General features: G+C 71.6%; 36 protein-coding genes. 32 read left to right on the forward strand and 4 right to left on the reverse strand.

Going from position 1 to position 21,936, the window contains the following annotated elements; translation table 11 throughout:
- Window positions 1-182: 182 nt before the first annotated feature.
- Window positions 183-620: a helix-turn-helix transcriptional regulator gene (locus tag D7193_RS14985; RefSeq protein WP_187356257.1), complete on the reverse strand. Its 438-nt coding sequence runs from the start codon at window positions 618-620 to the stop codon at window positions 183-185.
- 208 nt (window positions 621-828) lie between these two features.
- Here D7193_RS14985 and D7193_RS14990 point away from each other — a divergent pair, with 208 nt between their 5' ends.
- From D7193_RS14990 to D7193_RS15125, 27 genes are all read left to right on the forward strand, one after another.
- Window positions 829-1,101: a hypothetical protein gene (locus D7193_RS14990; RefSeq protein WP_147434387.1), complete on the forward strand. Its 273-nt coding sequence runs from the start codon at window positions 829-831 to the stop codon at window positions 1,099-1,101.
- The gene (locus D7193_RS14995; protein WP_120780080.1) at window positions 1,094-1,372 is read left to right on the forward strand and encodes a hypothetical protein; all 279 of its coding nucleotides are present in this window, start codon (window positions 1,094-1,096) and stop codon (window positions 1,370-1,372) included. The genes D7193_RS14990 and D7193_RS14995 overlap by 8 nt, the downstream gene beginning before the upstream one ends.
- Window positions 1,373-1,809: 437 nt before the next feature.
- On the forward strand, window positions 1,810-2,037 hold the full coding sequence (locus D7193_RS15000) for a hypothetical protein (RefSeq protein WP_120780081.1): 228 nt from the start codon (window positions 1,810-1,812) through the stop codon (window positions 2,035-2,037).
- Window positions 2,034-2,267, forward strand: coding sequence for a hypothetical protein (locus tag D7193_RS15005; RefSeq protein WP_120780082.1), 234 nt, complete (start codon window positions 2,034-2,036; stop codon window positions 2,265-2,267). The genes D7193_RS15000 and D7193_RS15005 overlap by 4 nt, the downstream gene beginning before the upstream one ends.
- Complete coding sequence (locus tag D7193_RS15010) at window positions 2,264-2,614, forward strand: hypothetical protein (protein ID WP_120780083.1); 351 nt, start codon at window positions 2,264-2,266, stop codon at window positions 2,612-2,614. The genes D7193_RS15005 and D7193_RS15010 overlap by 4 nt, the downstream gene beginning before the upstream one ends.
- 198 nt (window positions 2,615-2,812) lie before the next feature.
- On the forward strand, window positions 2,813-3,160 hold the full coding sequence (locus D7193_RS15015; RefSeq protein ID WP_120780084.1) for a hypothetical protein: 348 nt from the start codon (window positions 2,813-2,815) through the stop codon (window positions 3,158-3,160).
- Entirely contained in the window at window positions 3,153-3,401 is a 249-nt protein-coding gene (locus tag D7193_RS15020; protein ID WP_120780085.1) for a hypothetical protein, read from the forward strand. Before D7193_RS15015 ends, D7193_RS15020 begins: the two co-directional genes overlap by 8 nt.
- Window positions 3,401-4,021: a hypothetical protein gene (locus D7193_RS15025; RefSeq protein WP_120780086.1), complete on the forward strand. Its 621-nt coding sequence runs from the start codon at window positions 3,401-3,403 to the stop codon at window positions 4,019-4,021. Before D7193_RS15020 ends, D7193_RS15025 begins: the two co-directional genes overlap by 1 nt.
- Window positions 4,014-4,454: a helix-turn-helix domain-containing protein gene (locus D7193_RS15030; protein WP_120780087.1), complete on the forward strand. Its 441-nt coding sequence runs from the start codon at window positions 4,014-4,016 to the stop codon at window positions 4,452-4,454. Before D7193_RS15025 ends, D7193_RS15030 begins: the two co-directional genes overlap by 8 nt.
- Window positions 4,451-4,654, forward strand: coding sequence for a hypothetical protein (locus D7193_RS15035; protein WP_120780088.1), 204 nt, complete (start codon window positions 4,451-4,453; stop codon window positions 4,652-4,654). Before D7193_RS15030 ends, D7193_RS15035 begins: the two co-directional genes overlap by 4 nt.
- Entirely contained in the window at window positions 4,651-4,845 is a 195-nt protein-coding gene (locus tag D7193_RS15040) for a hypothetical protein (RefSeq protein WP_120780089.1), read from the forward strand. The genes D7193_RS15035 and D7193_RS15040 overlap by 4 nt, the downstream gene beginning before the upstream one ends.
- Before the next feature lie 109 nt (window positions 4,846-4,954).
- Window positions 4,955-5,368, forward strand: a complete 414-nt coding sequence (locus D7193_RS15045; protein WP_120780090.1) for a hypothetical protein — start codon at window positions 4,955-4,957, stop codon at window positions 5,366-5,368.
- A 147-nt stretch (window positions 5,369-5,515) separates the two neighbouring features.
- Window positions 5,516-6,712 (forward strand): P-loop NTPase family protein, encoded by a 1,197-nt coding sequence (locus tag D7193_RS15050; protein ID WP_120780091.1) that lies wholly within the window; start codon window positions 5,516-5,518, stop codon window positions 6,710-6,712.
- Entirely contained in the window at window positions 6,709-7,194 is a 486-nt protein-coding gene (locus D7193_RS15055; protein WP_120780092.1) for a hypothetical protein, read from the forward strand. The genes D7193_RS15050 and D7193_RS15055 overlap by 4 nt, the downstream gene beginning before the upstream one ends.
- Window positions 7,191-7,727, forward strand: a complete 537-nt coding sequence (locus D7193_RS15060) for a hypothetical protein (RefSeq protein ID WP_147434388.1) — start codon at window positions 7,191-7,193, stop codon at window positions 7,725-7,727. Before D7193_RS15055 ends, D7193_RS15060 begins: the two co-directional genes overlap by 4 nt.
- Before the next feature lie 2 nt (window positions 7,728-7,729).
- Complete coding sequence (locus D7193_RS15065) at window positions 7,730-8,086, forward strand: hypothetical protein (protein WP_206611903.1); 357 nt, start codon at window positions 7,730-7,732, stop codon at window positions 8,084-8,086.
- 11 nt (window positions 8,087-8,097) lie between these two features.
- On the forward strand, window positions 8,098-8,700 hold the full coding sequence (locus D7193_RS15070) for a hypothetical protein (protein ID WP_120780095.1): 603 nt from the start codon (window positions 8,098-8,100) through the stop codon (window positions 8,698-8,700).
- Entirely contained in the window at window positions 8,697-9,080 is a 384-nt protein-coding gene (locus tag D7193_RS15075) for a hypothetical protein (protein WP_120780096.1), read from the forward strand. The genes D7193_RS15070 and D7193_RS15075 overlap by 4 nt, the downstream gene beginning before the upstream one ends.
- Window positions 9,077-9,646 (forward strand): hypothetical protein, encoded by a 570-nt coding sequence (locus D7193_RS15080; RefSeq protein ID WP_120780097.1) that lies wholly within the window; start codon window positions 9,077-9,079, stop codon window positions 9,644-9,646. The genes D7193_RS15075 and D7193_RS15080 overlap by 4 nt, the downstream gene beginning before the upstream one ends.
- Complete coding sequence (locus tag D7193_RS33930) at window positions 9,639-11,663, forward strand: DUF5131 family protein (protein WP_206611904.1); 2,025 nt, start codon at window positions 9,639-9,641, stop codon at window positions 11,661-11,663. The genes D7193_RS15080 and D7193_RS33930 overlap by 8 nt, the downstream gene beginning before the upstream one ends.
- Window positions 11,660-11,869, forward strand: a complete 210-nt coding sequence (locus tag D7193_RS15095; protein ID WP_120780098.1) for a hypothetical protein — start codon at window positions 11,660-11,662, stop codon at window positions 11,867-11,869. The genes D7193_RS33930 and D7193_RS15095 overlap by 4 nt, the downstream gene beginning before the upstream one ends.
- A gap of 381 nt (window positions 11,870-12,250) precedes the next feature.
- On the forward strand, window positions 12,251-12,508 hold the full coding sequence (locus D7193_RS15100; RefSeq protein WP_120780420.1) for a WhiB family transcriptional regulator: 258 nt from the start codon (window positions 12,251-12,253) through the stop codon (window positions 12,506-12,508).
- Between the two features lie 18 nt (window positions 12,509-12,526).
- The gene (locus tag D7193_RS15105) at window positions 12,527-13,024 is read left to right on the forward strand and encodes a single-stranded DNA-binding protein (protein WP_120780099.1); all 498 of its coding nucleotides are present in this window, start codon (window positions 12,527-12,529) and stop codon (window positions 13,022-13,024) included.
- Entirely contained in the window at window positions 13,024-13,239 is a 216-nt protein-coding gene (locus D7193_RS15110; RefSeq protein WP_120780100.1) for a hypothetical protein, read from the forward strand. Before D7193_RS15105 ends, D7193_RS15110 begins: the two co-directional genes overlap by 1 nt.
- Window positions 13,236-13,910, forward strand: coding sequence for a hypothetical protein (locus D7193_RS15115; RefSeq protein ID WP_120780101.1), 675 nt, complete (start codon window positions 13,236-13,238; stop codon window positions 13,908-13,910). Before D7193_RS15110 ends, D7193_RS15115 begins: the two co-directional genes overlap by 4 nt.
- Before the next feature lie 84 nt (window positions 13,911-13,994).
- Window positions 13,995-14,501 (forward strand): hypothetical protein, encoded by a 507-nt coding sequence (locus D7193_RS15120; protein WP_120780102.1) that lies wholly within the window; start codon window positions 13,995-13,997, stop codon window positions 14,499-14,501.
- 20 nt (window positions 14,502-14,521) lie between these two features.
- A complete protein-coding gene (locus D7193_RS15125; protein ID WP_120780103.1) occupies window positions 14,522-15,070 on the forward strand; it encodes a hypothetical protein in 549 nt (182 codons plus the stop codon).
- Between the two features lie 299 nt (window positions 15,071-15,369).
- On the opposite strand, the gene D7193_RS15135 is transcribed toward D7193_RS15125, so the two are convergent.
- Complete coding sequence (locus tag D7193_RS15135; RefSeq protein WP_120780105.1) at window positions 15,370-15,558, reverse strand: hypothetical protein; 189 nt, start codon at window positions 15,556-15,558, stop codon at window positions 15,370-15,372.
- Between the two features lie 205 nt (window positions 15,559-15,763).
- Between D7193_RS15135 and D7193_RS33935 the strand changes: the two genes are divergently transcribed.
- Genes D7193_RS33935 through D7193_RS15155 form a run of 4 tightly spaced genes read left to right on the forward strand, consistent with a single transcriptional unit; the run spans window position 15,764 to window position 19,327 of the window.
- Entirely contained in the window at window positions 15,764-16,240 is a 477-nt protein-coding gene (locus tag D7193_RS33935) for an HNH endonuclease (RefSeq protein ID WP_206611905.1), read from the forward strand.
- Window positions 16,240-17,235: a hypothetical protein gene (locus tag D7193_RS33240; RefSeq protein ID WP_147434390.1), complete on the forward strand. Its 996-nt coding sequence runs from the start codon at window positions 16,240-16,242 to the stop codon at window positions 17,233-17,235. The genes D7193_RS33935 and D7193_RS33240 overlap by 1 nt, the downstream gene beginning before the upstream one ends.
- Window positions 17,220-17,927, forward strand: a complete 708-nt coding sequence (locus tag D7193_RS15150) for an ATP-binding protein (RefSeq protein WP_120780107.1) — start codon at window positions 17,220-17,222, stop codon at window positions 17,925-17,927. The genes D7193_RS33240 and D7193_RS15150 overlap by 16 nt, the downstream gene beginning before the upstream one ends.
- Window positions 17,924-19,327, forward strand: coding sequence for a replicative DNA helicase (locus D7193_RS15155; RefSeq protein WP_241562991.1), 1,404 nt, complete (start codon window positions 17,924-17,926; stop codon window positions 19,325-19,327). Before D7193_RS15150 ends, D7193_RS15155 begins: the two co-directional genes overlap by 4 nt.
- 491 nt (window positions 19,328-19,818) lie before the next feature.
- On the opposite strand, the gene D7193_RS15160 is transcribed toward D7193_RS15155, so the two are convergent.
- Both D7193_RS15160 and D7193_RS15165 read right to left on the reverse strand, forming a co-directional pair.
- A complete protein-coding gene (locus tag D7193_RS15160; protein WP_120780108.1) occupies window positions 19,819-20,034 on the reverse strand; it encodes a hypothetical protein in 216 nt (71 codons plus the stop codon).
- Between the two features lie 524 nt (window positions 20,035-20,558).
- Window positions 20,559-20,921 carry a hypothetical protein gene (locus D7193_RS15165; protein WP_120780109.1) on the reverse strand — a complete coding sequence of 121 codons (363 nt, stop codon included), beginning with the start codon at window positions 20,919-20,921 and terminating at the stop codon, window positions 20,559-20,561.
- 70 nt (window positions 20,922-20,991) lie between these two features.
- On the opposite strand from D7193_RS15165, the gene D7193_RS15170 reads away from it, so the two are divergent.
- Complete coding sequence (locus D7193_RS15170; RefSeq protein WP_147434391.1) at window positions 20,992-21,900, forward strand: hypothetical protein; 909 nt, start codon at window positions 20,992-20,994, stop codon at window positions 21,898-21,900.
- Window positions 21,901-21,936 lie beyond the last annotated feature (36 nt).

Below are 21,936 nucleotides of genomic sequence, written 5' to 3' on the forward strand. Positions count from 1 at the left end.
CGAGGCGATTTCGGCTGGTGACGAAGGGTGGGCGCGGCAGGTTTCGAACCTGCGACCCCTCGCTTGTAAGGAGAAGCGCCCCGAGCGACTAAGCGTGAGCGCGGGACCTGCACTGCTGGGTGTGCGAGAAACGCGTAAGCGAGTGCTCGCTGGCAGGCCATCCCGGCACCCCTCCCCCGCGCTCAGACTGCTTCGGCCGACGACTGGCCGCCGGGCCCCGGGCGGCCGGCGAGCTGGGCGCGCAGCAGCTCGCGGAGGGCGAGCTTTTCCGCGTCGGTGTAGCGGGGGTCTTCGAGCATCACCAGGATGTCCTCGGTGGTCGCGTCGAAGCGGCGGGTCCGGACCCGCTCCGGGGGTAGGCCCATCTCGTCGCGGGTGACGATGCCGAGGGCGACGGGGACTTCCCGGGCGTCGACCTTCAACGCCTGGACGATCGCGCGGACCTTGTCGAACTCGGGCGCGGGGACCTTGGCGTTTTCGTAGCGCTGAATGGTGGGCCGGCTGACGCCGCTGGCGTCGGCCAGTTCGTCCTGGGTCCAGCCGAGGTCGGCGCGGGCTTCGCGGATGAGGCGGCCGAGGCGCACGAGGGGGTTCTCGGTGCCCTGCTCGCCCCCGTTCACAGGTGCACCATACGGCCGGCCGGAGCCCCTGTCATGTAACACCACAGGTACGTATCGCGCGTGATACCCGGCGCTGCCCACCGTAAGGGCTGTCGCTCCCCAGCTAGCCGCATTCACCCGGGTAACTATAGAGTTGAAAACTCCCCGATCGGCGTACACGGCGTGTGACCTCTTGCGTATCAGTGCTGATACGTGCAAAGTGGGCATCATGGCTGATACGCAGACGCTAGAGCGGGGCATCACCACTGATGCCCGCGCCCGCTGGCGCCTCACCGACCAGGCACTACGCCGCCTGAAGCGGGTTACCGGCATCAGCTCCACCGACGAGCTGGGAGCCCGCCTGGGCTTCCCCTCACGCATGACTTGGTGGCGACTGCGCAACGGCCTCTACGACATCCGAATGTCCGAGGCCCAGCACCTCTCCGACGTTGCCGGCTGGCCCATCAGCCGCATGTTCGAGCGGGTGAGCGCCGGTGAGTGAGGTCAGCCGCCACCACCAGCAGATCGGCAAGGTCGGCGGGCTCCGCCGCGCCGCCCGGCGCACCAACGAGGCGGGCCGCAAGGCCGCCGCCCAGGCCGCCCGCATGGCCCGCTACGACGCGCAGATCCCCTCGGAGATCACCGACGAGGTCGAGCGTGCCCGCCTCCGTGACGCGCTCCTGCGCGCCGACATGGCCGAACTCGCCCGCCGCTCCGCCGTCAAGCGCAGCAGGGCGGCCGGAACGCAACGCCCCGGAAGGGCCGTCGCGTGACCGGCCTCTCCCCCACCACGACTCCGGCCGTCCGGCCGGAGCCCGGACCGGCTGCGTCGGCGTCGCCGGTCCGGGCCCAGACCACCTGCACCCGGCCGCGCGTACCGCGGCCCAGCCACAAGCGGACGGCCGGCTGCCCCGGCCGGGTGCAGGTGAAGCCGAACGCCCGGCTAGGCACCGCCGCAACGACCCCCGCAGCGGTGCGAAGTCACGACCGGTTCGCGGCGGTCGGGGCAGGCGCAAGCCACACACCCACAGAGGGGGTGGGGGTGCCGCAGCCGGTGAGGGCCAGCGACGCCCCCACCCCCACCACGCACACGGCCCCTGGATGACGGAAGGGCGGACGCCCTGGCCGGCGTCCGCCCGTTCTTCCCGCCCGCTGCCGGACCTGACCCGGCTCGGGGGCTCACGAACCACCACCGAAGGGAGCTGGTCCGATGACCATCACCGTACCGGGCACAGCCGTGACGGACGAAACCGTCGTCACCCTGCCGGGGGACATCCTCGACGACAACTGGGTGCGCGGGTACGAGCCGACCGGCGAGCCCCGCACGACCGCTGACCTGCGCGCCACCTACGGCACCGCCGACCCCGACGAGCTGGCGTGCCGGTTCGCCGTGGCCGAGGACATCGCCCTCGCCCGCACCCTGGCTGGTGACCGGTGAGCGCCCCGAAGCGCCGCCGCGTCGGCACGAAGTTCCTGCCTGCCACGCCGGCCGCAGTGCAGCCGCTCGAACTCGACATCGACCGCGACCACGACGGCGACGGCGACGGCGACGGCGACGAACGGTCCGCGGTACGCGACGCCCTGCTCGACTACGGCCCATTCGTTGCCCTGCTGGCGCTCCTCGGCCTGGCCGTCGCCTGGGTCATCCAGATGGTGGTGCAGCGGTGAAGACCTGCCTGCCGCCCGGCCTCAGCTTCCTCGACACCGTCGTGGTGCCCCGCACCGCCACCGCCGGCAGCGCGTTCCACCGGCCCGGGGCGCTGCCCCACATCGCCGGCTGCGGCCAGGAGCAGATCGAGCTGACCTGGCCCGAGCTGGCCGCGCTGGCGATCGGCATGGGCTGCCGGCCCTGCCCCGTCTGCTGGCCCCAACCTGCCGAGACAACCGGCCAGGGCGCACCCCGGCTGCGGCCGGCGGCCCCGTGGCCAACCAACGGCACCGGCCACCAGTCGCGGTTGGGCCGCACCTACGAGAGCCCGTCCGCGCCCCGGCCCGCCTTCCCGTCGGCCGCCTGACCAGAGAGGACACACCGTGGTCACACCCTGGTCGCGTCTTCGCGCGCTGAGCACCGAGACCGTGCTGTTTGGGCCGCCAGTTGGCCTGGCCGACCTGCTGTCGGAGGACGCCGTGGACACGGTGCCCCTCCCGGCGCCCGAGCCTGCGCCGGCCCGGCCGCGCCGAGGCCGGCACCGCGCGGATCGGCGGGTGCGGCCGTGATCGAGTTCATGGTGAACCACGCGCCCGGTAGCTACGTGATCGGCGTGGTCCTGCTGGCGGTCGGCGGCGGGCTGCTGTGGCACGTCATCGGTGAGCAGGCGCGGGCCCGGCGGAGCACCCGTCGTCGGGCGATCGCCCGCCAGCAGGCCCTCACTCCGCACCCGGCTGGCCGGCACCGGCCTGTGCGTGTGGTGCGGCGGGTGACGCGCGGCGTCGCGCCGGTGCCGCGCCCGGCACCGGACAGCACGGGCACCCTGCCTGGCCTCGACGGCGCGATGCGGCTGACGCCGACCGTCGGCCGGGCCGACGGGATCCCCGGCCAGCGGGGAGCGTCCCGTGGCTGACCAGACGTGGTCGTGGGTGCTCACCGGCGTGGGCGTGTTCGGGCTGTGGCTGGCGGGCCGCCGCAACCCGTGGGGGTGGGCGGTCGGCGTCGGCGCGCAGGTGTTGTGGGTGGCGTACGCGGTCGTGACGCGGCAGTGGGGTTTCCTGCTGGGCGCGTTCGTCTACGGCCCCGTCTACCTGGGGAACTTCCTGCGCTGGCGGCGTGAGGCCACCGCCGTTCCGGCCGGGGGTGGTGGCTGATGCCCGTCGCGCTGCTCCCGCCGGTCACCGGCGGCTCCTACCGCTCCCCCGGCACCGTTCCGCTGACCAGTGGGCCCCGCTACCTGCGGGGCCCACGCAACGGGATGTGGCATCGTCCCCGGGCCGCTGTGCAGTACCCGGAGCGGCTGGTGTGGACGCTGTGGTGCGGGCCGGCCATGTTCGACCAGGCCGACCAGCCGGTGCTGCGTGCCGACGAGACACCGGACGGTCAGCCGGTGTGCGGCACCTGCGTCGGCCGCGCCCTCGGCGCCGGCCAGGACGAGGTGCCCGCGACCCTGCCCGCGTTGACGTTCTCCCCGCGCTGGCTGGCCCCGCCCCGCTGCCCCGGCTCCCGGTCGTGGGACCTGTACGAGCGGCCTGCCGGGCCGGCGCACGGCTCGGTGGGGGCGTGCCTGGCCTGCGGCGACCTGGTGGCGCTGCGGGCCTTCCGCGGCTGGCACGGGTACGTGTCGGCGGTCGAGCACGTTCCCGGCCCCGGCCTGCTGCCCGGCTGCCCGTTCCGCGCGTGGAAGCACATCCACCGCCGGCCGTCCGGCCGCGCCGGGTGCGTGTGCGGCTGGCACGACGAACCCCCGGCCGGGGGTAACGGCCATGCCTGACGGTGACCTGCTGGTGCTGCTCGGGCAGCGCGTACGGACCCTGCGCTCCGCCTGCGGGTGGACCCAGCAGCAGCTCGCCGACGCGATCGGCCTGAGCCGCACGTCGGTGACGAACATCGAGGCGAGGCGGCAGGGCGACGTCGGGGTCACCACCCTGGCGCGGCTGGCTACGGCGCTCGGCGTGGGCATCGCCGACCTGCTCGACGGTGCACCGGCACGGTTCCCGTGGCTGGACCTGGCCCGCGCGGTGACGGCCGCGGAGCGGGAGCACCGCCGCGACGCGGACAGGGCGTGGAACGACCACGACTACAACGGGGCGATCCGGGCGCGGGGCATCGCCGATGGGCTGGACCTGGCACGGCAACTCCACCTGAGGGTTGTGGCCGGGCCGGACGGCCCGGTCGAGGCCCCGGTCGGGGGTGGCCGGCGGTGAGCGGCGTCGAGTGGCGGTACACGCCGGCCGGGCGGGTGAAGCACGCCCTGCGGCATTCGAGGGACGCCGTCGCCGTGTGCGGGGTGGGGCTGTTGCCGGCGTCCGAGTGGCGGGGCACGGGCGGCCAGGCGGAGTACGAGCTGGTGGCCCGGCTGCCGATGTGCCAGCGGTGCGCCCACGCGATCGGGGGTGGCCGGTGAACTGCGCGGACCTGTTGGGCGTCGGCCTGGTGCTGCTGGTGGGCGGGCTGGTGGTGGACGTGTCGGGCCCGATCCCGGGTGTCGGTGTTTCCGCGTTCTGGCTCGGCGCGGGCGCGCTGGTGCGAGGGCTGTGGCTGCTGGGCAGGGCGGCGGAGCGGGGTGCGCGGCGGTCGAGTGACGGCCCACCCTGACACATTTCTCAGGAATTCATTACGACATTTCCTAGAAAGTCCTGAGGAATATCGGTAGTGTCGGGGGTGTCAGAGGTCAACCAAGCCGCCCGCTCACCAGGAGGAATGCATGACCGACTTCAAGCCCGGCGAACTCGTCGACATCACCATCGAGCACGCCATCGTCGCCGAGGCGAAGCCCGATGTCCTGGCCGTCAACCTGCCCGGCACGAAGCCCGGCGAAATCACCGGGTTCATCACGATCAACCCCACCCGCGCAGGAGTCACGGTCGCGCGGGTCGCCCCCGCCGATTGGCCGCCGCGGCACGGCGACATGTGGCGCGACAACGACAACTTGCTCTGGTTCGTCTCCCTCCGCGAGTCCGGCCACGAGTTCCCCCGCCTGGAGACGGTGTTCACCCCGGCCGACGCACGCCAGGTGGACCGCTTCGCCTCGTACGAGGCGGGGCGGCTGCTCGCTCAGCGCGGACCGATGACCCTCGTGCACCGCGAGCACCCCGACTCGGCCGAGTCCGGCGAGTGACCGCGGTGACGGCCGGGCCCGCCGGCAGCACGCCCGCCGGCATCACGCCCGCACCGACCGTCTCCGACGGGCCGGCCGTCACCGCCCAAGACCACTGATCAACCGGCTCTCACCAGCCGCAGCGCAACCGGTAAGGAGCACCACCACATGGCACTGATCACCCGCCCGCCCACCGGGCTCGTTCCACCACCCGTCGTCCTGCTGGAAGGCGAGACGGGGTCCGGCCGGAGCTGGACCGCTGCCCTGCTGTCTGCCTCGGACCGGGTCGGCCGCACCTACTGGATCGAACTGGGCGACGAAACGACCGCGGACCAGTACGGCAAGATCCCCGGCGCGCGCTACGAGATCGTGGTTCCCGACAACCGCGACAAGGTGTGGGACTACGCCGCCCTGTACCGGGCGGCCCGCGACTTCAAGGAGGAGGCCGCCCGCGCGGCAGCCGCCCGCGAGAAGCCGCCGGTCCTGGTGGTCGACCAGTCCGGGGCGATCTGGGACATGCTCAGCGAGTGGGCCGACAACCGGGCCCGCAGCACCCGCGCGAACCGGGCGAAGCTCGCCGAGAACCCGAACGCCGAAATCGAGATCACCAGCAACTTCTGGAACGACGCGACCGCCCGTTGGCGGAAGCTCATGACGCAGTTCCTCACGACCGAGGGCATCGTCATCCTGCTGTCCCGGGGTGAGGAGGTCACCGCCTTCAAGGACGGCAAGCCGGTCAGCGGCAAGACGACGTGGAAGGTCGCCGGCCAGAAGTCGTTCACCTCGGCCATGCCGATCTGGGTGCGGATGACGCGTGACGGCAACCCGAAGCTCATCAAGCTGCGCGCGGTGGAGAACGGTGTCCGGCCGGGTGTCGACCCGGAGCGCGGGTTGCCGGGGTTCACCCTGGAAAAGCTGATCTTCGAGCGGTACGGCTGGGAGCCGACTGCCTCGGGTGCCCGGGAGATTGTGCCGATGGTCGCCGGCAGCGACGCCCCGCTGTCGGACGCGGCGGCCGTGATCGAGCTGGCTATCGAGGCGGCCGAGTCGACGGCCCAGCTCCGCCAGGCGTACGACAAGATCGGCCCCGCGTTGGAGGACGGCCAGATCACCGAGGCCGAGCAGCGAATCCTGTTCGCGCTGATCAACCAGCGGAAGCCGCAGATGCCCGACGCCCCGGCCAACGGCCGGCCCGCGGAGGTGGCGCAAGCGATGGACCAGCATCGGCGGGGCGTGCACCGTGAGGGTGCCGCCGACGAGAACCCGCACGCCCCGGTGCACGTACGCCCGCACGAGGACGTGAACGCTGTCCCCGGTCCGCAGGGTGAGCAGGCGGCGGCCGAGTTGGATCGGGCGGCGGCATGAACCGGGCCGAGAAGATCCACGCTCTGTTCGCCTGCGATCAACTGGCGAGGGCCCTGCGCCGCAGCCTCAACGCCGATGCGGAGAGGGAATACGCCGACCAGGGCATCGTGCCGAGCTGGAAGGCACCCGGCATCACCGCGTCCGGGTCGACGTCCAAGCCGTCGGTCGCGGTCGTGGACGAGCCGGCGTTCCTGGCCTGGGTCGCCAAGCGGTACCCCACCGAGGTCGAGACGATCCAGCGGGTCCGCCCCGCCTGGCAGGGCCAGTTCTTCGAGGGCGTCGTGAGCCGCGGCGCCCCCGCCTGCGACCCGCAGGGCGAGGAGATCCCCGGCGTGGAATGGCGGCCGGGCGGCACGTTCGGGTCCATCTCGCTGACCGCCAGCCGGGACACCAAGGCGCTCATCGGCCAGCTCGCCGACGAGATCGCCGCCGGCACACGGCCGTTGGAGCTGCCGACGGTGGCCGAGGTACCGCAGCCGTGAAGCGGACGCCCCTGTCCCCGATGTCGGCGAAGCGTCGCGCTGAGGTGGCCGCCGCCGGTAACCCGCGCCCGTTCTCGACGCTGGTCAACCGGGCTGCGCCGCTCGGCCGCGCCGCCGGCCTCGACCGGAAGCCGACGCTGCGGGTGACGAAGCCCGCCGACACCGGCCCCGACGCGGCGACAATGCAGGTCGTCGTCGGCCGGGACCAGGGGTGCTGCGTGCGCTGCGGCCGGTACGTCCTCGGCGGGGAACGGGGCCGCGACTGGTCAGTGCAGCACCGCCGGGCCCGGCAGGGACGCGACGCGCGACCGGACACCAACCAGTCGCCCAACTTGATCCTGCTGTGCGGATCGGCCACGACGCTGTGCCACGGCTGGGTCGAGTCGTACCGGACCGCGGCCCGCGACGGCGGGTGGGCTATCCGGCAGAGCGAGAACCCGGCGCTGATGCCCGTCGACCACTACCAGTACGGGCGGGTGTGGCTGACCGCTGACGGCCAGTGGACCCGCCAGGCGCCGGCGGTGGCCTCGTGAACGTGAGCACCCAGCACGAGCCGACCGATCGGTGCCTCGGGCAGCACTGCTACAGCCACAACATCGACGAGCCCGACGACAGGGCGTACATCGTCTGCGTCGAATGCGGCCACGTCTACCGCACGGCCTTCGAGCTGTGGCGGCGGTACATCAACCAGTCCGCCCGGATCTTCGCCGTTGACATTCGGCGGCCGAAGGGCGGCATCACCGTCAAGGGCTTCCACGGCGGCGATGACGTCTTCCTGCCGTTCACCCCGCCGCCGTTCGCGCGGGTCCTCGCCCCCTGGTTCCTGCTGCGGTCGCTGTTCCGTCGGCCGAGCCGGATCACTTTCTGCCAGCACTGCATCCACGACTTCTGAGGAGGACCCGCATGGACGAGACGACGTACGCGCCGCAGACGGAGGTCGAGAAGGCGACCCTGCGGGTGATCGCGGCCGACCGGTACGCCCGCGAGGAGGACCCGAACGCCGACGCCGAGTCCGAGCACGCGGACGAGCTGCTGGCCTTGGCCTGCCGGGACCTGGTCGACGCCGTCAACGCGGGCGACCCCCGGGAGTGGCCGATCGGCTGGGCGTGCGGGGAGGTCGGCACCGGCTGGCCGAACGGCACCGACGGGCGGCCGGTCCACACGCAGCCGTGCCGGTTCCGGCCGGACCACGACGGCCGCCACGACTGGGCGATCGCCGAGGACGCGGCCGAGGCCGCCAAGCCGGCCGGGTTCATCGTCCTCATCCGCGAGAACGACCGCTGGTGCGACAACTGGGACGGCGAGGTCCACCCCGACCAGGCGGCCGGCAGCGCGGCGCTGGATGTGGCGAGGTCCGCCGGGTACGAGGCGGTCCTGGTTGCCGCCGTTCCCGTGGCGGCGGAGCCGACCGAGACGGCCGAGCAGTCGACGGCGATCGTCCACGCGAACCTGCTGCGGATGGGCTGCGCCGGCCTGACCGAACCCGCGCCGGAGGCCGTCCGGTGACCAGCCTCGACCCACGCGTCATCGCTGCCGACATCATGTGCGGCAACGCCCGCAGCATCACTCCGGGCGAGGTCTGGGCGCACATCGGGCAGGCGTACGACACGGCCGAGATCGACGCGACCCTTGCGGACGAGGTCGTCGAGCTGATCCGCACGGCCGGGATCGACCTGCTCTGGCACGACGGCAGCAGCAACACCGAGCTGGACGCCGCCCGCGTCGAGATCGAGCGACTGACCGCCGAGCTGGACAGGGCCCGGCAGGTCGTTGAGGCCGCTCAGGCGTGGAGCGCCCCCTACCGCACCGTGTTGGAGTTCGGCGACCGCTGCGAACGGCTGGCCGCCGCGGTGAAGGCCCACGCCAGCGAGCAGGTGCCAGCGTGACGGCCCCGGCCCTCCGGGCGGCCTCCCCGAAGCAGCGCCGCTCCCCTGCCGCCGCCCCGACCCGGAACCGGGAGGAGGACGAGCTGTTGGGCAAGGCATTCGACCTGGCGCAGCGGCTCGGCATCCTCGCCTACCACCCGCTGCCGGCGCAGATCCGGCCCGGCCGGTACGTCACCGCCGCGCAGGGCAGCGGCGCGAAGGGGTTCCTCGACTCCGTGTTCGCCGGCCCCGGGGGTCAGCTGTTCCGCGAGTTCAAGGCCACCGACGGGGTTGTCAGCGTCGAGCAGCAGCGGTGGATGGACATGCTCGCGGCCGGTGGCGCCGACGTGGCCGTGTGGCGGCCGGTCGACCTGCTGTCCGGGCGGATCAGTGCCGAGCTGAACGGCATCCGCCGGCCGCGCAAGCCGGTCGGGGACGTGGACGCGTTCCGGGCCGCGTTGGAGCAGATCCGCGACGCAAGCCCTGACGCGGTGTCCACGTCGGCGCTGCTGGCCACGGTGCAGCAGCTCGCCGCCGACGTCCTCGCCGGCCGGTACCACGACCTGACGGGGATGGCCCGTGGCTGAGAACACCGGGATCTCGTGGGCGGACCACACATTCAACCCGTGGTGGGGGTGCTCGAAAGTCAGCCCCGCGTGCCGGTTCTGCCTGGACCCGGCGACCCGGGTCCTGTACGCCGACATGACCTGGCGACCGATTGGGGACGTGAAGGTCGGCGACGTGCTCGTCGGGTTCACCGAGACGCCCGCGTTGGGCGTCAACCGGGTGATCGAGCCCGCCGTGGTCGAGGCCGTGTGGCGTACCGAGCAGCCCACCGTCGAGCTGACCGTGGGCGACCGCGTGATCGTTGCGAGCGCCGAGCATCGGTGGCTGACCGACCAGGCCCGCCCGACCTGGAAGACCACCGAGGAGCTGACCCTCGGGATGCCGCTGAAGACGCTCGGCTGGGGCGTGGAAGGTCCCGACCTGTCCAGCGAGGACTACCGGGCGGGCTACATCGCAGGGGTCACCACGGGCGACGGCACCATGCGCTGGGACGCCACCTGGGACCTGCCAGCGCGTGACCACCCGCAGGTCTACTGGCGGGTCGCGGTGAACGCCGACGACCGCGCCATCCTCGACCGGCTCGTGGACTACCTCGCGGGGTTCGGAGTCGAGGTCGAGGTCCGCGACTTCAACGGCGGCCCGTGCGCCAAGCCGGTGCTGAAGGTCGAGACGCGTAGCCGCCCGAAGCTGGCGCGCATCGCGGAACTGCTGGCCGAGCGGTCCGCGCCGGACTGGCAGGCCGGATGGCTCGCCGGCATGTTCGACACCGACGGCTCCTACAGCCGGGCCGACAAGTACACGCTCCTGCGGATCGCGCAGAAGAAGGACAACGGGGCCCTGGCCGCCGTCGAGCGGTACGCCGCGAACCTCGGCTACGCGATGAAGCGCGAGAACCACAAGGGCTGCCCCACTGCCCGCCTGCACGGCCGTGTGGACACGCAGGTCGCGTTCCTGTCCCGGATCGCACCGGCGCTCACCCGCAAGTGCGAGGGGTTCTACGGCCGGCGGCTGTTCGGCCAGTCCGTGGAGGTGAACGGCATCCGCCGTGGCCCTGTGCGCGAGCTGGTCGACATCCAGACCAGCACGCGGACGTTTATCGCCGAGGGCGTGGCCACCCACAACTGCTACGCCAGCGCCACCGACAAGCGCTGGGGTGGCGAGCACTGGGGCCGCAAGGCCCGCCGCCGCATGATGTCGGAGAAGTACTGGCAGACGCCGCGCCGGTGGAACCGGGAGGCCCTGGCCACCGGTAAGCCGCTGTTCATCTTCGCCGCGTCGATGGCCGACGTGTTCGAGGACCACCCCGACGTGGTCGACGCCCGCCGCCGGCTGTGGAACCTGATCGAGCAGACCCCCGCCCTGGTGTGGATGCTCCTGACGAAGCGGCCGGAGAACGTCGCCGCCATGGTGCCGTGGGGTCGCTCGTGGCCGTCCAACGTGTGGCTCGGGGTGAGCGCCGAGAACCAGCGGTTCGCCGAGCAGCGCATCCCGATCCTGTCCGAGCTGCCGGCTGCCGTGCGGTTCGTGTCCGCCGCGCCGCTGCTCGGCCCGGTCGACCTGACCTGCTCCGCATGTCGCGGTCGGGGTGGGTGGACGGGTCACACCAATCTACGCGGGGAACAGGACGCGGACTGCGGACTGTGTGAGGGCCGAGGCGTGTGGCCGGTCCAGTGGGTCATCACCGAGGGCGAGTCTGGGCCGAAGGCGCGGCCGTCGCACCCGGACTGGTTCCGGTCGTTGCGTGACCAGTGCCAGGCCGCCGGGGTGGCGTTCCACCACAAGCAGAACGGCGAGTTCACCCCGTACGGGCCGAAGGTCCGCGACGACTCCTACCCGGGTGGGTGGGCGCCGGACTGGGACCGAGAGCCCGACGCCTGGGTGAACCGGGAGACCGGCAAGTCCGTCCGCACCGAGGCTGAGGTGCCGGTGACCGGGGCGTGGCAGGCGGTGTGGAAGGTCGGCCTGAAGCAGGCCGGCCGGCTGCTCGACGGCGAACTGCACGACGCCCGCCCGGAGCCGGTGGGGGTGCTGTCGTGATCGCCGGCACCACCTACCTGCTGCGCGGGGAGCCCGTCACCGTCCTGGTGGCGTGGCGGCCACAGCGCCGCGCCGAACGCCTCGACAACGGCCCGCACCTGCACCTGCGGGCGACCGCCCCGCAGAACGTGATGATCCGCCGGGCCGACGGGTCGACCGAGGTGCGCCCGTTCCGTGGGCTGCGCCGGCCGAAGGCGAGGCACTGATGGCCCGCCCCCGTCTCGCCCGGATCACCTGCCCCGGCTGCCAGAGGTGGCCCGTCTCAGTCGGCCGTGCTGGGCAGCGGATCTACCCCCACAAGGACCCGCAGACCGGTGAGCAGTGCACCAACTCTGGCCAGGAATTCGACCTGTACGGAGCCGGCCAGTGACTCACCACGGACCCCTCCACATCCGGCCGGTCATCGACCTCGACCTTGGCCGCGCCCACCAGTACGGCTACCGGCGCCCCCGCACCAACCCGATCCGCATCGGCGGAGAGCAGCCCGATCTGCCCGCCGACCAGACCCGCAACCCAGCAGAGGAGCCGACATGCGGCGATCGACCCACGGACTGAGCGCCAACGCCACGTCCGCCGACCTCGGAGCCATCGACTGGCGGCACCACGCCGCCTGCCGCGACGAGGACCCCGAACTGTTCTTCCCCATCGGCACCAGCGGGCCGTGCCTGTTGCAGGTCGAGCAGGCCAAGGCCGTCTGCCGCCGCTGCACGGTCACCGACCAGTGCCTCTCCTGGGCCATCGCATCGGGCCAGGACGCGGGGGTGTGGGGCGGCATGTCCGAGGAGGAACGCCGCGCCCTGAAGCGCCGTGGTGGCCTCCGCGTCCTCCGCGCCCACAACGCATAACCAACTAAGGAGATCAACATGGCGGGAGACACCACCATCACCGTCGTCGGCAACCTGACCGACGACCCCGAGCTGCGCTTCACCCCCGCAGGCAAGCCGGTCGCCAAGTGGCGGATCGCCTCCACCCCCCGGTTCATGGACCGGGCGTCCGGTGAGTGGAAGGACGGCGAACCGCTGTTCCTCGCCTGCACCTACTGGGGGCAGTCGGCCGAGAACGTCGCCGAGTCGTTGCAGCGCGGACACCGCGTCATCGTGCAGGGCCGGCTGCGGCAGCGCTCGTACGAGACCCGCGAGGGCGAGAAGCGCACCGTCATCGAGCTGGAAGTGGACGAGATCGGCCCGTCGCTGCGCTACGCCACGGCGAAGGTCCAGAAGATGTCCCGCGCCAGCAGCGGCGCCGGGGGCGGGGTGCCGCGCGGCGGCGCGGACGACGACCCCTGGGCGACGTCGGCGAGCCCGGCACACGGCCGCTCCGGCACCAGCGGCAGCGGCTTCGACGAGGAACCCCCGTTCTGATGGCCGCCCGCCAGCTCACCCTCCTCACCGCCTACCTCGGCGCCGTCATCGCCATGACCATCACCTTCGCGGTCCAGAAGGTCATCGGCGTCGTCGCCTGGTCCTGGTGGTTGGTGCTGTCCCCCTTGCTGATCGCCGTGGGCGCGTTCGCCGTCCGGTTGGCGGTCGTGTTCTTCACCGAGTTCGCCAAGGCTTGGAAGGAGCCCGCGACGTGACCCTGTTCATCCCCACTGGCGAGTTCACCGGCCTGCTCGAAGACGTGATGGGCTTCGCCTGCCCCGACCCGGAGTTGCCCCGCATCCACGCGGTGCGGATCGAGTTCGACGGCGAGGCCGTGCACGCCATGGCCACCGACGACGTGCACGCGGGCGTGTCGACCTGGCACCCGGACGACCTGCCCGAGGGCGCCGGCAGCCAGGAGGGCCTGTTCGCCCGCCGGGGCGGCGGGGACGACCCGTGGCACATCGTCATCTCCCTCACCGACGCCGCCGACCTGGTGAAGAAGGTGAAGCTGAAGGAGAAGGACCGGTGGGTGCCCCTCGGCCTCGACTTCATCGAGGGCGTGACGGACGTGCACCGGTTGCGGGTGGCCCGCAACACCGACTGCGGCTACCCCGGCCTGGCGGTCACCGTCCTCGACCGGGACGTGGAGTTCCCGAGCATCCGCGGCAGCCTCGACCCCAACACCGTCGGCCGGCCCGTGTCGGAGATGGAGTTCAACCCGATCCTGCTGGGTCACTTCGGCGCGGTGCGGATGCGCGGCGACTCGATGCGGATCGCGTTCACCGGCGAGGAGTCGATGGCCGTCGTGACGATCGGCGACCGCTTCGTGGGCGGTATCCGCCCCGTTCGGCGCACCTCCCGCCGGCTCAGCTCCGTCGCCTGACCAGACAGCTACGCGGGGGCGGCCGAAGCCACCCGAAGCCGGCCGCCCCCACCCCCGCAACCCAACCACGAACAGGAGCACCACATGGGAAGTTTCGAGCGCACCCGGCAGGCGCGGCGCGAGGTCGCCGACGGTGCCGCGGTCGGCATGTCCGCCGGCTGGCGGATCGGCATCGCGGTCCTCGTCGTCCTCGCCGTCGGTGCCGCGATCGCCATCGGCAGCTGGTACTTCAGGGTCGCCACCTCCGGCGTGAAGGGCGCCGGTGACGCGACCCGCATCACCAACGACGGCCAGAACCGGGTCAACGCCCAGGAGTGGTTCGCCGGCATGTACCAGGAGATCCGCTCGACGGACCGGCGGATCGACGAGGCGTACGCCGAGGTGTCGCGCAAGCCCACCGAGATCAACCAGGAGAACTACCGCGGCCTGGTGAACCGGTGCATCGACATGGTCGGCGACTACAACGCCGAGGCGCAGAAGGTGTCCCGCGGCCAGTGGCGCGACCCGAGCCTGCCGGCGCAGATCGACGACACCGACCCCACCACCGACTGCCGGGCCGCGCACTCGCCGGACCCGGCCACAACCCGCTGACCCGAGAGGACTACCTACCCGTGAAGAAAACCCGCGCCCGCAACCTCGTCGTCCTGGCCGCGCTGATCGGCGTCGCGTTCGCCGCCGGTGGCGCGTCGTGCACCTCGTCCACGCCCGACAGCATCCCGCAGAACGACAAGCAGGCCAACGCCAACTACGAGGCGCAGAAGAAGAACGACCCGTTGCCGAACCTGAACGACTCGTTGGAGCGGGCCAACGTCATCGAGCACCTGAAGCGCAACAACCAGCCCGACCGGGTGCGCTACATCTACCTGCTCGCTGACACCGGAGGCGTCTACGCCTACTACGTGATCAAGGGCAAGGTCACGTCCACCGCCGCGCAGCTCACCCCGACGGACAACGTCGTGGACGTCTGCTCGAAGGGCACCGACTACTGCCCGGAGGTGGTGCAGGGCCCCACCGACGACGGCTCGTACGGCGGCGACGAGGGCGGCATCTACTTCTTCACCAGCACCGGTGTGGAGGTCCAGTGGAACGGCCGGTGGCTCCTCACCGACGCCCCCATGGAGATCAAGACGCCGACGCTGACCCTCACCGAGAGGAAGTAGCTCGCGGCCTGGCGCGGCTCGTCGAGGGGGCGGGCCGCGCCGCCGGCCGGCAGGACCAGGAGGGGGGTGACGGCGGTGAGCCGTCCGTTGATGGTGATCGAGCGGCGGCCGGTGCCGGGGTTCGTTCGCCGGTCGCCGCCGTCTCAGGGCTGCGGGGCCGGTGTGGTGCCGTGCGGGCGGCCGGCGCGGCTGTACGCGTGCGGGTGGCGGTGCGTCGAGCATCCGCCGGTGGGCCGGGCGGGCGGCATGAAGCCCGCGGCCGAGGTGGCGGCGGGCTCAGGCGGTGCGGGGTGAGGCGGCTACAGGTCGGTCGGGTCGCCGAGGGCTTCGCGGGCGCGGCGGTACCAGTCCAGTTCCACCACCACGAGGCTGTCGGTGCTGTGCCTGCCGACGAGCTTGTGCGAGTCAAGCGGCCCGGAGGCAGCCTGCTTCGCCCACTCGCCGATCTCCTTGCGGACGGTCTCGACGCTGACCCGTTCCACCTTCATGCCGAGATCGTATCCGCCTTCCTGCGGATCTCCTGCGGTAGTCCTCCGCCGATCGCCCATAACCGCCCAAACTCCTTAGGTTGTTCTCTGGAAAGTCCTAAGGAAAGAGGTTAGGGTCAGGACGTGGCCAGGTCAATCTGGCCGCACAAACCGGCAGCTCACCTGCCCTGCACAACCCCCCAGCACCACCAGAACGGAGCACCACGTGACACGCAGCAACGAGCACTACGACAGCGTTCGCAGTGCCGTGTCGTGTTCGCAGCTTCCCCCACCGGCGCGGCTTCTGATCCACGCCCTGTGCTTCGAGTACCAGGACAAGCGCCCGGACCACCCGTCCAACTTCAGGGCCACCATCGGCACCCTGCAACGCGTCACCGGCATGGCCCGCTCCACCGTGGCCGAATACGTCGTCGCACTGGAAGAGGCCGGCTGGCTTGACCGCACCGTCCGGCCCTGGGACGTGACGATCGGCCTGCCCACCTGCCGGCTCCGCGACTCGATTCCCGACGAGGTGCGGCAACAACTGATCATCAGGGACGGCTACATCCGTCGCGCCTGCGGCGCCACCACTGACCTCACCGTTGACCACGTCCACCCCTGGTCGAAGGGCGGAACCGACGACCTCGACAACCTGCAACTCCTTTGCCGGCCCTGCAACAGCCGGAAGGGGGCGCGGGACTGATGGCGCGGAACTACGCACAAATCTTCTGCGCCATCTGGCGCGATCCGGACTTCATCGCGCTCCGAGAGTCGACGCAACGCGCATACCTGATGGTCGTCACCCAGCCGGGGATCTCCGCCGCTGGCGTGCTGCCTCTGACCCTGCGCCGTTGGGTGAAGCTCGCCGAGGACAGCACCAGCGAGAGGCTGCGCGCGGACATCGCCCACCTGGAGGCAGTCGGCATGGTGTTCGTGGACGAGGACACCGAGGAGCTGCTGGTCAGGTCGTTCGTGCGGCACGACAACGGCTACCGCAACCCTCGTCGCCAGCCGTCCATCCGGGACGCCGCCGCTGAGGTTGAGTCGCCGCGGCTGCGGGCTTCGCTCGCGGCCGAGTTGGTGCGCCTGGGTTGCCCGCCGTGGATGCCGGAGATGGCAACGGTGACCGGGGTGACGCCCGAAGTCCCGGCGCCGGGGAATGGCTATGGCGACGACCCGGTGGGGGCTATGGCGTCGCAACTCGATAGCCAGCCGAATAGCCATTCCGATAGCCATTCCGGTGACGGGGATGGCATCGACCGAATGCCTATCGAGTTGGCACCGGCGCGTACCGCAACCCCCAACCCACAACCCCCAACCCACAACCCCGACCGTCCTTCGGACGGTCTGTTCACCGCGCCGCCTGCGGCGACGCCGGCCAGCAAAGCACCGCGAGGGCCACGCCGAGCAACCCGCATCCCCGACGACTTCGAGGTCACCGAGGGCATGGCCGCGTGGGCTGCCCAGCAGATGCCGCACGTCAACGTGCAAACGGAGACCGACAAGTTCCGCGACTACTGGCGGGCGAAGGCCGGCAAGGACGCCACCAAGACCGACTGGCCGGCGACATGGCGCAACTGGATGCGTACCGCCGCTGAGCGGTCGCCGAACGTGCAGGGCCGCCGCAGCGGTGGCCCGCTCAACCAGCCGTACCGCAACCAGGACAGCGACGAGTACACGAGATGGGTGAGCCAGTGAGCACCGACCACGACACCGAGCCGGTCCGGGCCGGCGACATCCTCGCCGCCGCCGGCTTCCGACCCGGCGCCGAGCCCGCACAGGTCGAGCCCAAACCGTTCGAGCCCGAACCGTTCGACCGCATCGCGTTCCGCACCGACCAGGCTGCCGCCACGCTGGCCGCCCGCATCCCGCCGATGTTCGCCGACGCGACCCCCGACCACCCGCAGGTCGCCGCCTGGGTACGCCGGTTCCTCGCCAACCGACACGACTTCCCGTCGCTGGTCCTGGTCGGCCCGACCGGCACCGGCAAGACCTGGCTGTGCTGGGGCGCGGTCCGGGCCGTCGTCGAGGGCGTGGCCGCCCGCGGTGAGGGTCTGCGGTGGGAGGCCACCACCCACCCGGCCCTCAACGCGGCGCTGCGGCCCAGCGCCGACAACGCCCACGTCGGGACGCTGGAACGGCTGATGCACGCGGACCTCGTGTTCCTCGACGACCTCGGCGCCGGCAAGCAGACCGAGTGGACCGGCGACGGCCTGCTGAGGCTGGTCGACTACCGCTGGTCACACCGCCTGCCGATGATCTACTCCGCCAACGCGGTCGGTCAGCCGCTCATCAACGCCGTCGGCGACCGGATCAACTCCCGCCTCGGTGACGCAGTCAAGGTCGCGCTCCTAGGCGACGACCGGCGGTGGCGGCGGAGGTCAGCGTGACCGGCCTCATGGAGCGCACCGCCACCAGCCCGGAGGAGTGGGGTCCGCCGCCGACCGACGAGCCGCCGCCGTCGGAGGGCCAGTACGACCGGGTGCCGCCGCACAACGTCAAGGCCGAGCAGATCGTCCTGGGCGCCATGATGATGTCCGTCGAGGCGATCGTCGACATCGAGCGGATCGTCAAGCCCGGCGACTTCTACCGGCCGCTGCACGGGCGGATCTTCGAGACGATCACGAAGCTGGCCGCGCAGCGGGAACCGACCGACCCCATCGCGATCGCCGAGGCACTGGGCCCGGACCTGTCCCTCGTCGGTGGGGCCCCGTACCTCCACACCTGCTACGCCGCTGTTCCAACGGCCGCCAACGGGCCGTGGTACGCGCGGATCGTCAAGGAGAAGGCCGACCTACGGCGCATCGCCGACGTTGCCACGTTCATCCGGCAGCGCGTGTTCGAGCTGGGCGACCTGCCGGCCGCCGACCTGGCCGAGCAGGTGCGGGAGCGGCTGAACGCGATCGAGGACGGCACGGTCGAGGGTGCCCGCCGGTGGGCGCAGATCATCCCGGACGTCGTGAAGGCGATGGAGGCCGCCGCCGACCCGGAGCAGGACGACGCGCCGCGGATCCCCACCGGCTTCCGGGACCTGGACCGGCTGCTCGGTGGGGGCTGGAAGGGCGGGCAGCTCATCGTCGTGGCCGCCCGCACCGGCGTCGGCAAGAGCATCGCCACCCTCGGGTTCGCGAAGACAGCCGCCGTCGATTGCGAGATCCCGTCGGCGATCGTGTCGCTGGAAATGGACGACGTCGAGATCGGCCTACGGCTGCTGTCGTCCGGGTCGAAGGTGCCGCACAAGGTCATCCTCACCGGCCTGCTCGACGAACAGGACGCGAGCTGGGTCGAGTGGTTCAAGAGGATCAGCAAGGACGCCCCGCTGTGGGTCGACGGCACCTCCTGCCAGTCGCTGGCGGACATCCGCTCCCTGGCCCGGAAGCTGCACCGGCAGCACGGGCTGCGGCTGCTGGTCGTGGACTACCTGCAACTCGTGGAGACGACGAAGGGGGCGGAGAACCGGCAGCAGGCTGTTGCGGCGATCTCCCGCGGGCTGAAGCTGCTGGCGAAGGAACTCGACATCGCGGTGATCGCCGTGTCGCAGCTGAACCGGGGTCCGGAGCAGCGCGCCGACAAGCGGCCCATCCTCAGTGATCTTCGCGAGTCCGGTGCGATCGAGAACGATGCCGACGTGATCATCCTGCTGCACCGGGATGACTACTACGACAAGGAGTCGCCCCGCGCCGGGGAAGCGGACTTGATCGTCGCGAAGCAGCGCGGCGGCTCCACCGACACGGTGACGGTGGCCGCGCAACTTCACCTGTCCCTCTTCGCGGACATGGCGATCGTCTAGGCGCACGTCGGCCAGGTCCGGTGCTTAGGCGAGTTTCTGGTCCGGATCTGGTCGCCGTAGGGTGACGTGTGGCTGCCGTCGCCGACAGCCGCCCGGGTTCCCCCAAGGCCGTGTCACCGACGACCTCCTGTGCATTCGCCTACACAGGGCCGAATCAGCGAAGGCCAGCGACGGCACCGCCACCAAGTCGGCGCTGCCCTCGTCCACGTCGGGTTCCCGGACGGCGAAGCTGGGCCGGTTGCCGTTCGGCGACGTCTGCTCGGCAGCCGCGGGTGGAGCGGCGTGGGTTCGGCAGGCAGGTGTTCGAGCGGATCGTCGCCGCGCGGCGAGCTGGTGGGGACGTCGCCGGCTAGGGCGTGCGGATCGACGCGAAGGACAAGTTCGGGGGCGGGTTCGACTCGCGGGATGCTCCGCTCGCCGGACCAGGTGGGCTAGTCCGCCTGGCGGACCAGACGGCCCCCGCACCGAGCCGGTGCGGGGGCCGTACTGGTTCAGCGGATCTGCCGGTACACCCGGTCGAGGACCAGGAAGGTGGCCAGCGCCAGGCTCACCGGCGTGGACATCTCCGGGAGGTACTGCGCGCCGACCCCGACGACGGCCGCGACCAGCGCGAACGCGAGGGTGCGCAGCGGGACCGTGCGGCCCTGTGGCGCTCCGCTCGGGACCTTGTACTGCGGTTCTGGGGGATAAGGAAGTACGCTGTTCATTGGCGACTTGCCTTTCTGCCTGCTCCGGCGATTGGTAATTGCGCTTCGACGGGCGCCCGGCTGCAACCGGGCGCTCGTCCTTCTTCTCGCGCCGCGTCGGTCGACGACGGCACGTCGTCCGGCGCCTCGAAGTGGGTCCACGTGCCGCGGTCCCGCCCTTGGTGCTGGAACTTCCCAGACTCTATCCGGCCGATACGGCATGCCGCGCCCACGGCACCGGTTGGACAGCTATCGGACCTTGCCCCGGACGCCTTGTGTGGCAAGGCGAGGCCCGATAGTTCTGGCCCGGGTGGACGGCCCGGACGTGCGCGACCGCCCGGAGAAGGATGCCTGGCAGAAAGGGCCGGTGACCAGGATTTGGCGGTTTGCCACCCAAGTTCCGGCGGCTCCTCGGTGGGCTTGACGACCGGCTTGCGCTCGACCTCCGCGGCGTTGTCCACAGACCCGTAGATGGGACTCGCGCAGGCGGCCAGCGGCCTTGTAGGAAGACCCGTAGGCGGGACTCGGCCAGAACGGCCACGGAGTCACCGTGGCCGGACGTCGCAGTCGGCGCTGATGATCGGGTCCACCCGGACGTCGGGGCGGAGGCGGCAGCGGAGCACCAGGTGACCGCCGCAGGAACAGGGCCGCCAGTCGCGGACCGGCCGGGTCGCCGACCCGCCGGCGTACGGATGCCCCTCCTTGCAGACCTCCGGCTCCTCGCCGACCAGCTCGCGGACCTGCCGGTGGGGGAAGGCGACCACGTGGGGGTCGGCGCGGGCGCGGTCGACCAGGTGGCGCAGCTCGGCGGGCGAGCCCACGACCCGCTCGATCACGGTGACACCGGCCCGGCTGTTGCCGGCCCGGTCCCAGCGGATCGTGAAGTGCCACCGGTTGCGCCACTCCACGCCCGCAGGCTACTCGCACAGACGTTCGATCGGCGGTTGGACTGTCCGACCCGCCGGACATACTGGCGGGATGTCCAGTGCGATGAATGTGACGTACCGGGTGGCCCGCGACCTGCCGGCCGCCCAGCAGGCCACCTGGAGCAACCTGCTCGCCGACTTCACCGCGGAGGTGCCCAACCCGGAGAAGGTCGAGGTGGTCATCACCGACGAGTACGAGAAGGTGACCGGCGAGTACCTGGTCCAGGAGGTCGACCGCTCCAACGACACGATGACCGCCGAGCAGTACCGGGCCGACAGGGCCGACGGTGCGCGGGCGGCCGCCAAGACCTGCGTCTTGCCGGGCGACCGGATCGTCGTCGTGGCCAGCAGCGGCCTGGTGCCGTACGGGATCCGTCCCGCCCGGCACGGTCTGCTCCACGAGGCGCAGCATGTGCGCCTGCACCAGCACGGGGACGCCGCATGGGCCCTGCACCGGCGGGCGCCGTTCACGCTGCCCGAGCGGGAGATCACGTGGGAGTACCTGTGGCTCGCCGAGAGCGCCATCGACGAGTACCGGTGCGAGCGCACCGTCCACGACCGGGGGTGGACGGACCCGGTGAACACGGTCGGCGCCGGTGATGTTGCCGGCGTCGTCGCGACCTTCCGCGCTGCCCGCACCGCCTGGGACCGCACCGGCGACCTGATGGGCGCCTACCACGCCGCGTTCGCCTCGCTGGACCGGATGTCGAAGGTCCTCGGCTACGGGGCTGCCGGTGTCGTCAGCGGGGTAATCCCGGCCGCCGCGTGGGCGAAGGCGCCCGTGGCGGGCCGGATTCTGGACGTGGTGGAGAACCTGCCGGGCACTGACGCGCTTGTGCCGCCTGAGGATCTGCTCGCGGCGGCCGTGGAGGTGGCGAAGCGGCTGCGCCGGATCTTGCAGGAGATGGGCTTCGACTACTTCTTTACGCCCGACGGCGGCACGTACCTCAAGCCGCTGTGACCCGCCGGCCCGCTGGGTGACCTGCGGGCCAGCATG

The sequence above is a fragment of the Micromonospora costi genome, from assembly GCF_003626655.1.
Classification (GTDB): domain Bacteria; phylum Actinomycetota; class Actinomycetes; order Mycobacteriales; family Micromonosporaceae; genus Micromonospora; species Micromonospora costi.

Excerpts from the sequence above, each read along its gene's own strand:
- D7193_RS15120 (WP_120780102.1), top strand. The coding sequence starts at position 13,995 with ATGGGAAGTTTCGAGCGCACCCGGCAGGCGCGGCGCGAGGTCGCCGAC.
- D7193_RS15110 (WP_120780100.1), top strand. The coding sequence starts at position 13,024 with ATGGCCGCCCGCCAGCTCACCCTCCTCACCGCCTACCTCGGCGCCGTC.
- D7193_RS15160 (WP_120780108.1), bottom strand. The coding sequence starts at position 20,034 with ATGAACAGCGTACTTCCTTATCCCCCAGAACCGCAGTACAAGGTCCCG.
- D7193_RS15070 (WP_120780095.1), top strand. The coding sequence starts at position 8,098 with ATGGACGAGACGACGTACGCGCCGCAGACGGAGGTCGAGAAGGCGACC.
- D7193_RS14990 (WP_147434387.1), top strand. The coding sequence starts at position 829 with ATGGCTGATACGCAGACGCTAGAGCGGGGCATCACCACTGATGCCCGC.
- D7193_RS33240 (WP_147434390.1), top strand. The coding sequence starts at position 16,240 with ATGGCGCGGAACTACGCACAAATCTTCTGCGCCATCTGGCGCGATCCG.
- D7193_RS15105 (WP_120780099.1), top strand. The coding sequence starts at position 12,527 with ATGGCGGGAGACACCACCATCACCGTCGTCGGCAACCTGACCGACGAC.
- D7193_RS15050 (WP_120780091.1), top strand. The coding sequence starts at position 5,516 with ATGGCACTGATCACCCGCCCGCCCACCGGGCTCGTTCCACCACCCGTC.
- D7193_RS15150 (WP_120780107.1), top strand. The coding sequence starts at position 17,220 with ATGGGTGAGCCAGTGAGCACCGACCACGACACCGAGCCGGTCCGGGCC.
- D7193_RS15135 (WP_120780105.1), bottom strand. The coding sequence starts at position 15,558 with ATGAAGGTGGAACGGGTCAGCGTCGAGACCGTCCGCAAGGAGATCGGC.
- D7193_RS15030 (WP_120780087.1), top strand. The coding sequence starts at position 4,014 with ATGCCTGACGGTGACCTGCTGGTGCTGCTCGGGCAGCGCGTACGGACC.
- D7193_RS15025 (WP_120780086.1), top strand. The coding sequence starts at position 3,401 with ATGCCCGTCGCGCTGCTCCCGCCGGTCACCGGCGGCTCCTACCGCTCC.
- D7193_RS15055 (WP_120780092.1), top strand. The coding sequence starts at position 6,709 with ATGAACCGGGCCGAGAAGATCCACGCTCTGTTCGCCTGCGATCAACTG.
- D7193_RS15000 (WP_120780081.1), top strand. The coding sequence starts at position 1,810 with ATGACCATCACCGTACCGGGCACAGCCGTGACGGACGAAACCGTCGTC.
- D7193_RS15170 (WP_147434391.1), top strand. The coding sequence starts at position 20,992 with ATGTCCAGTGCGATGAATGTGACGTACCGGGTGGCCCGCGACCTGCCG.
- D7193_RS15045 (WP_120780090.1), top strand. The coding sequence starts at position 4,955 with ATGACCGACTTCAAGCCCGGCGAACTCGTCGACATCACCATCGAGCAC.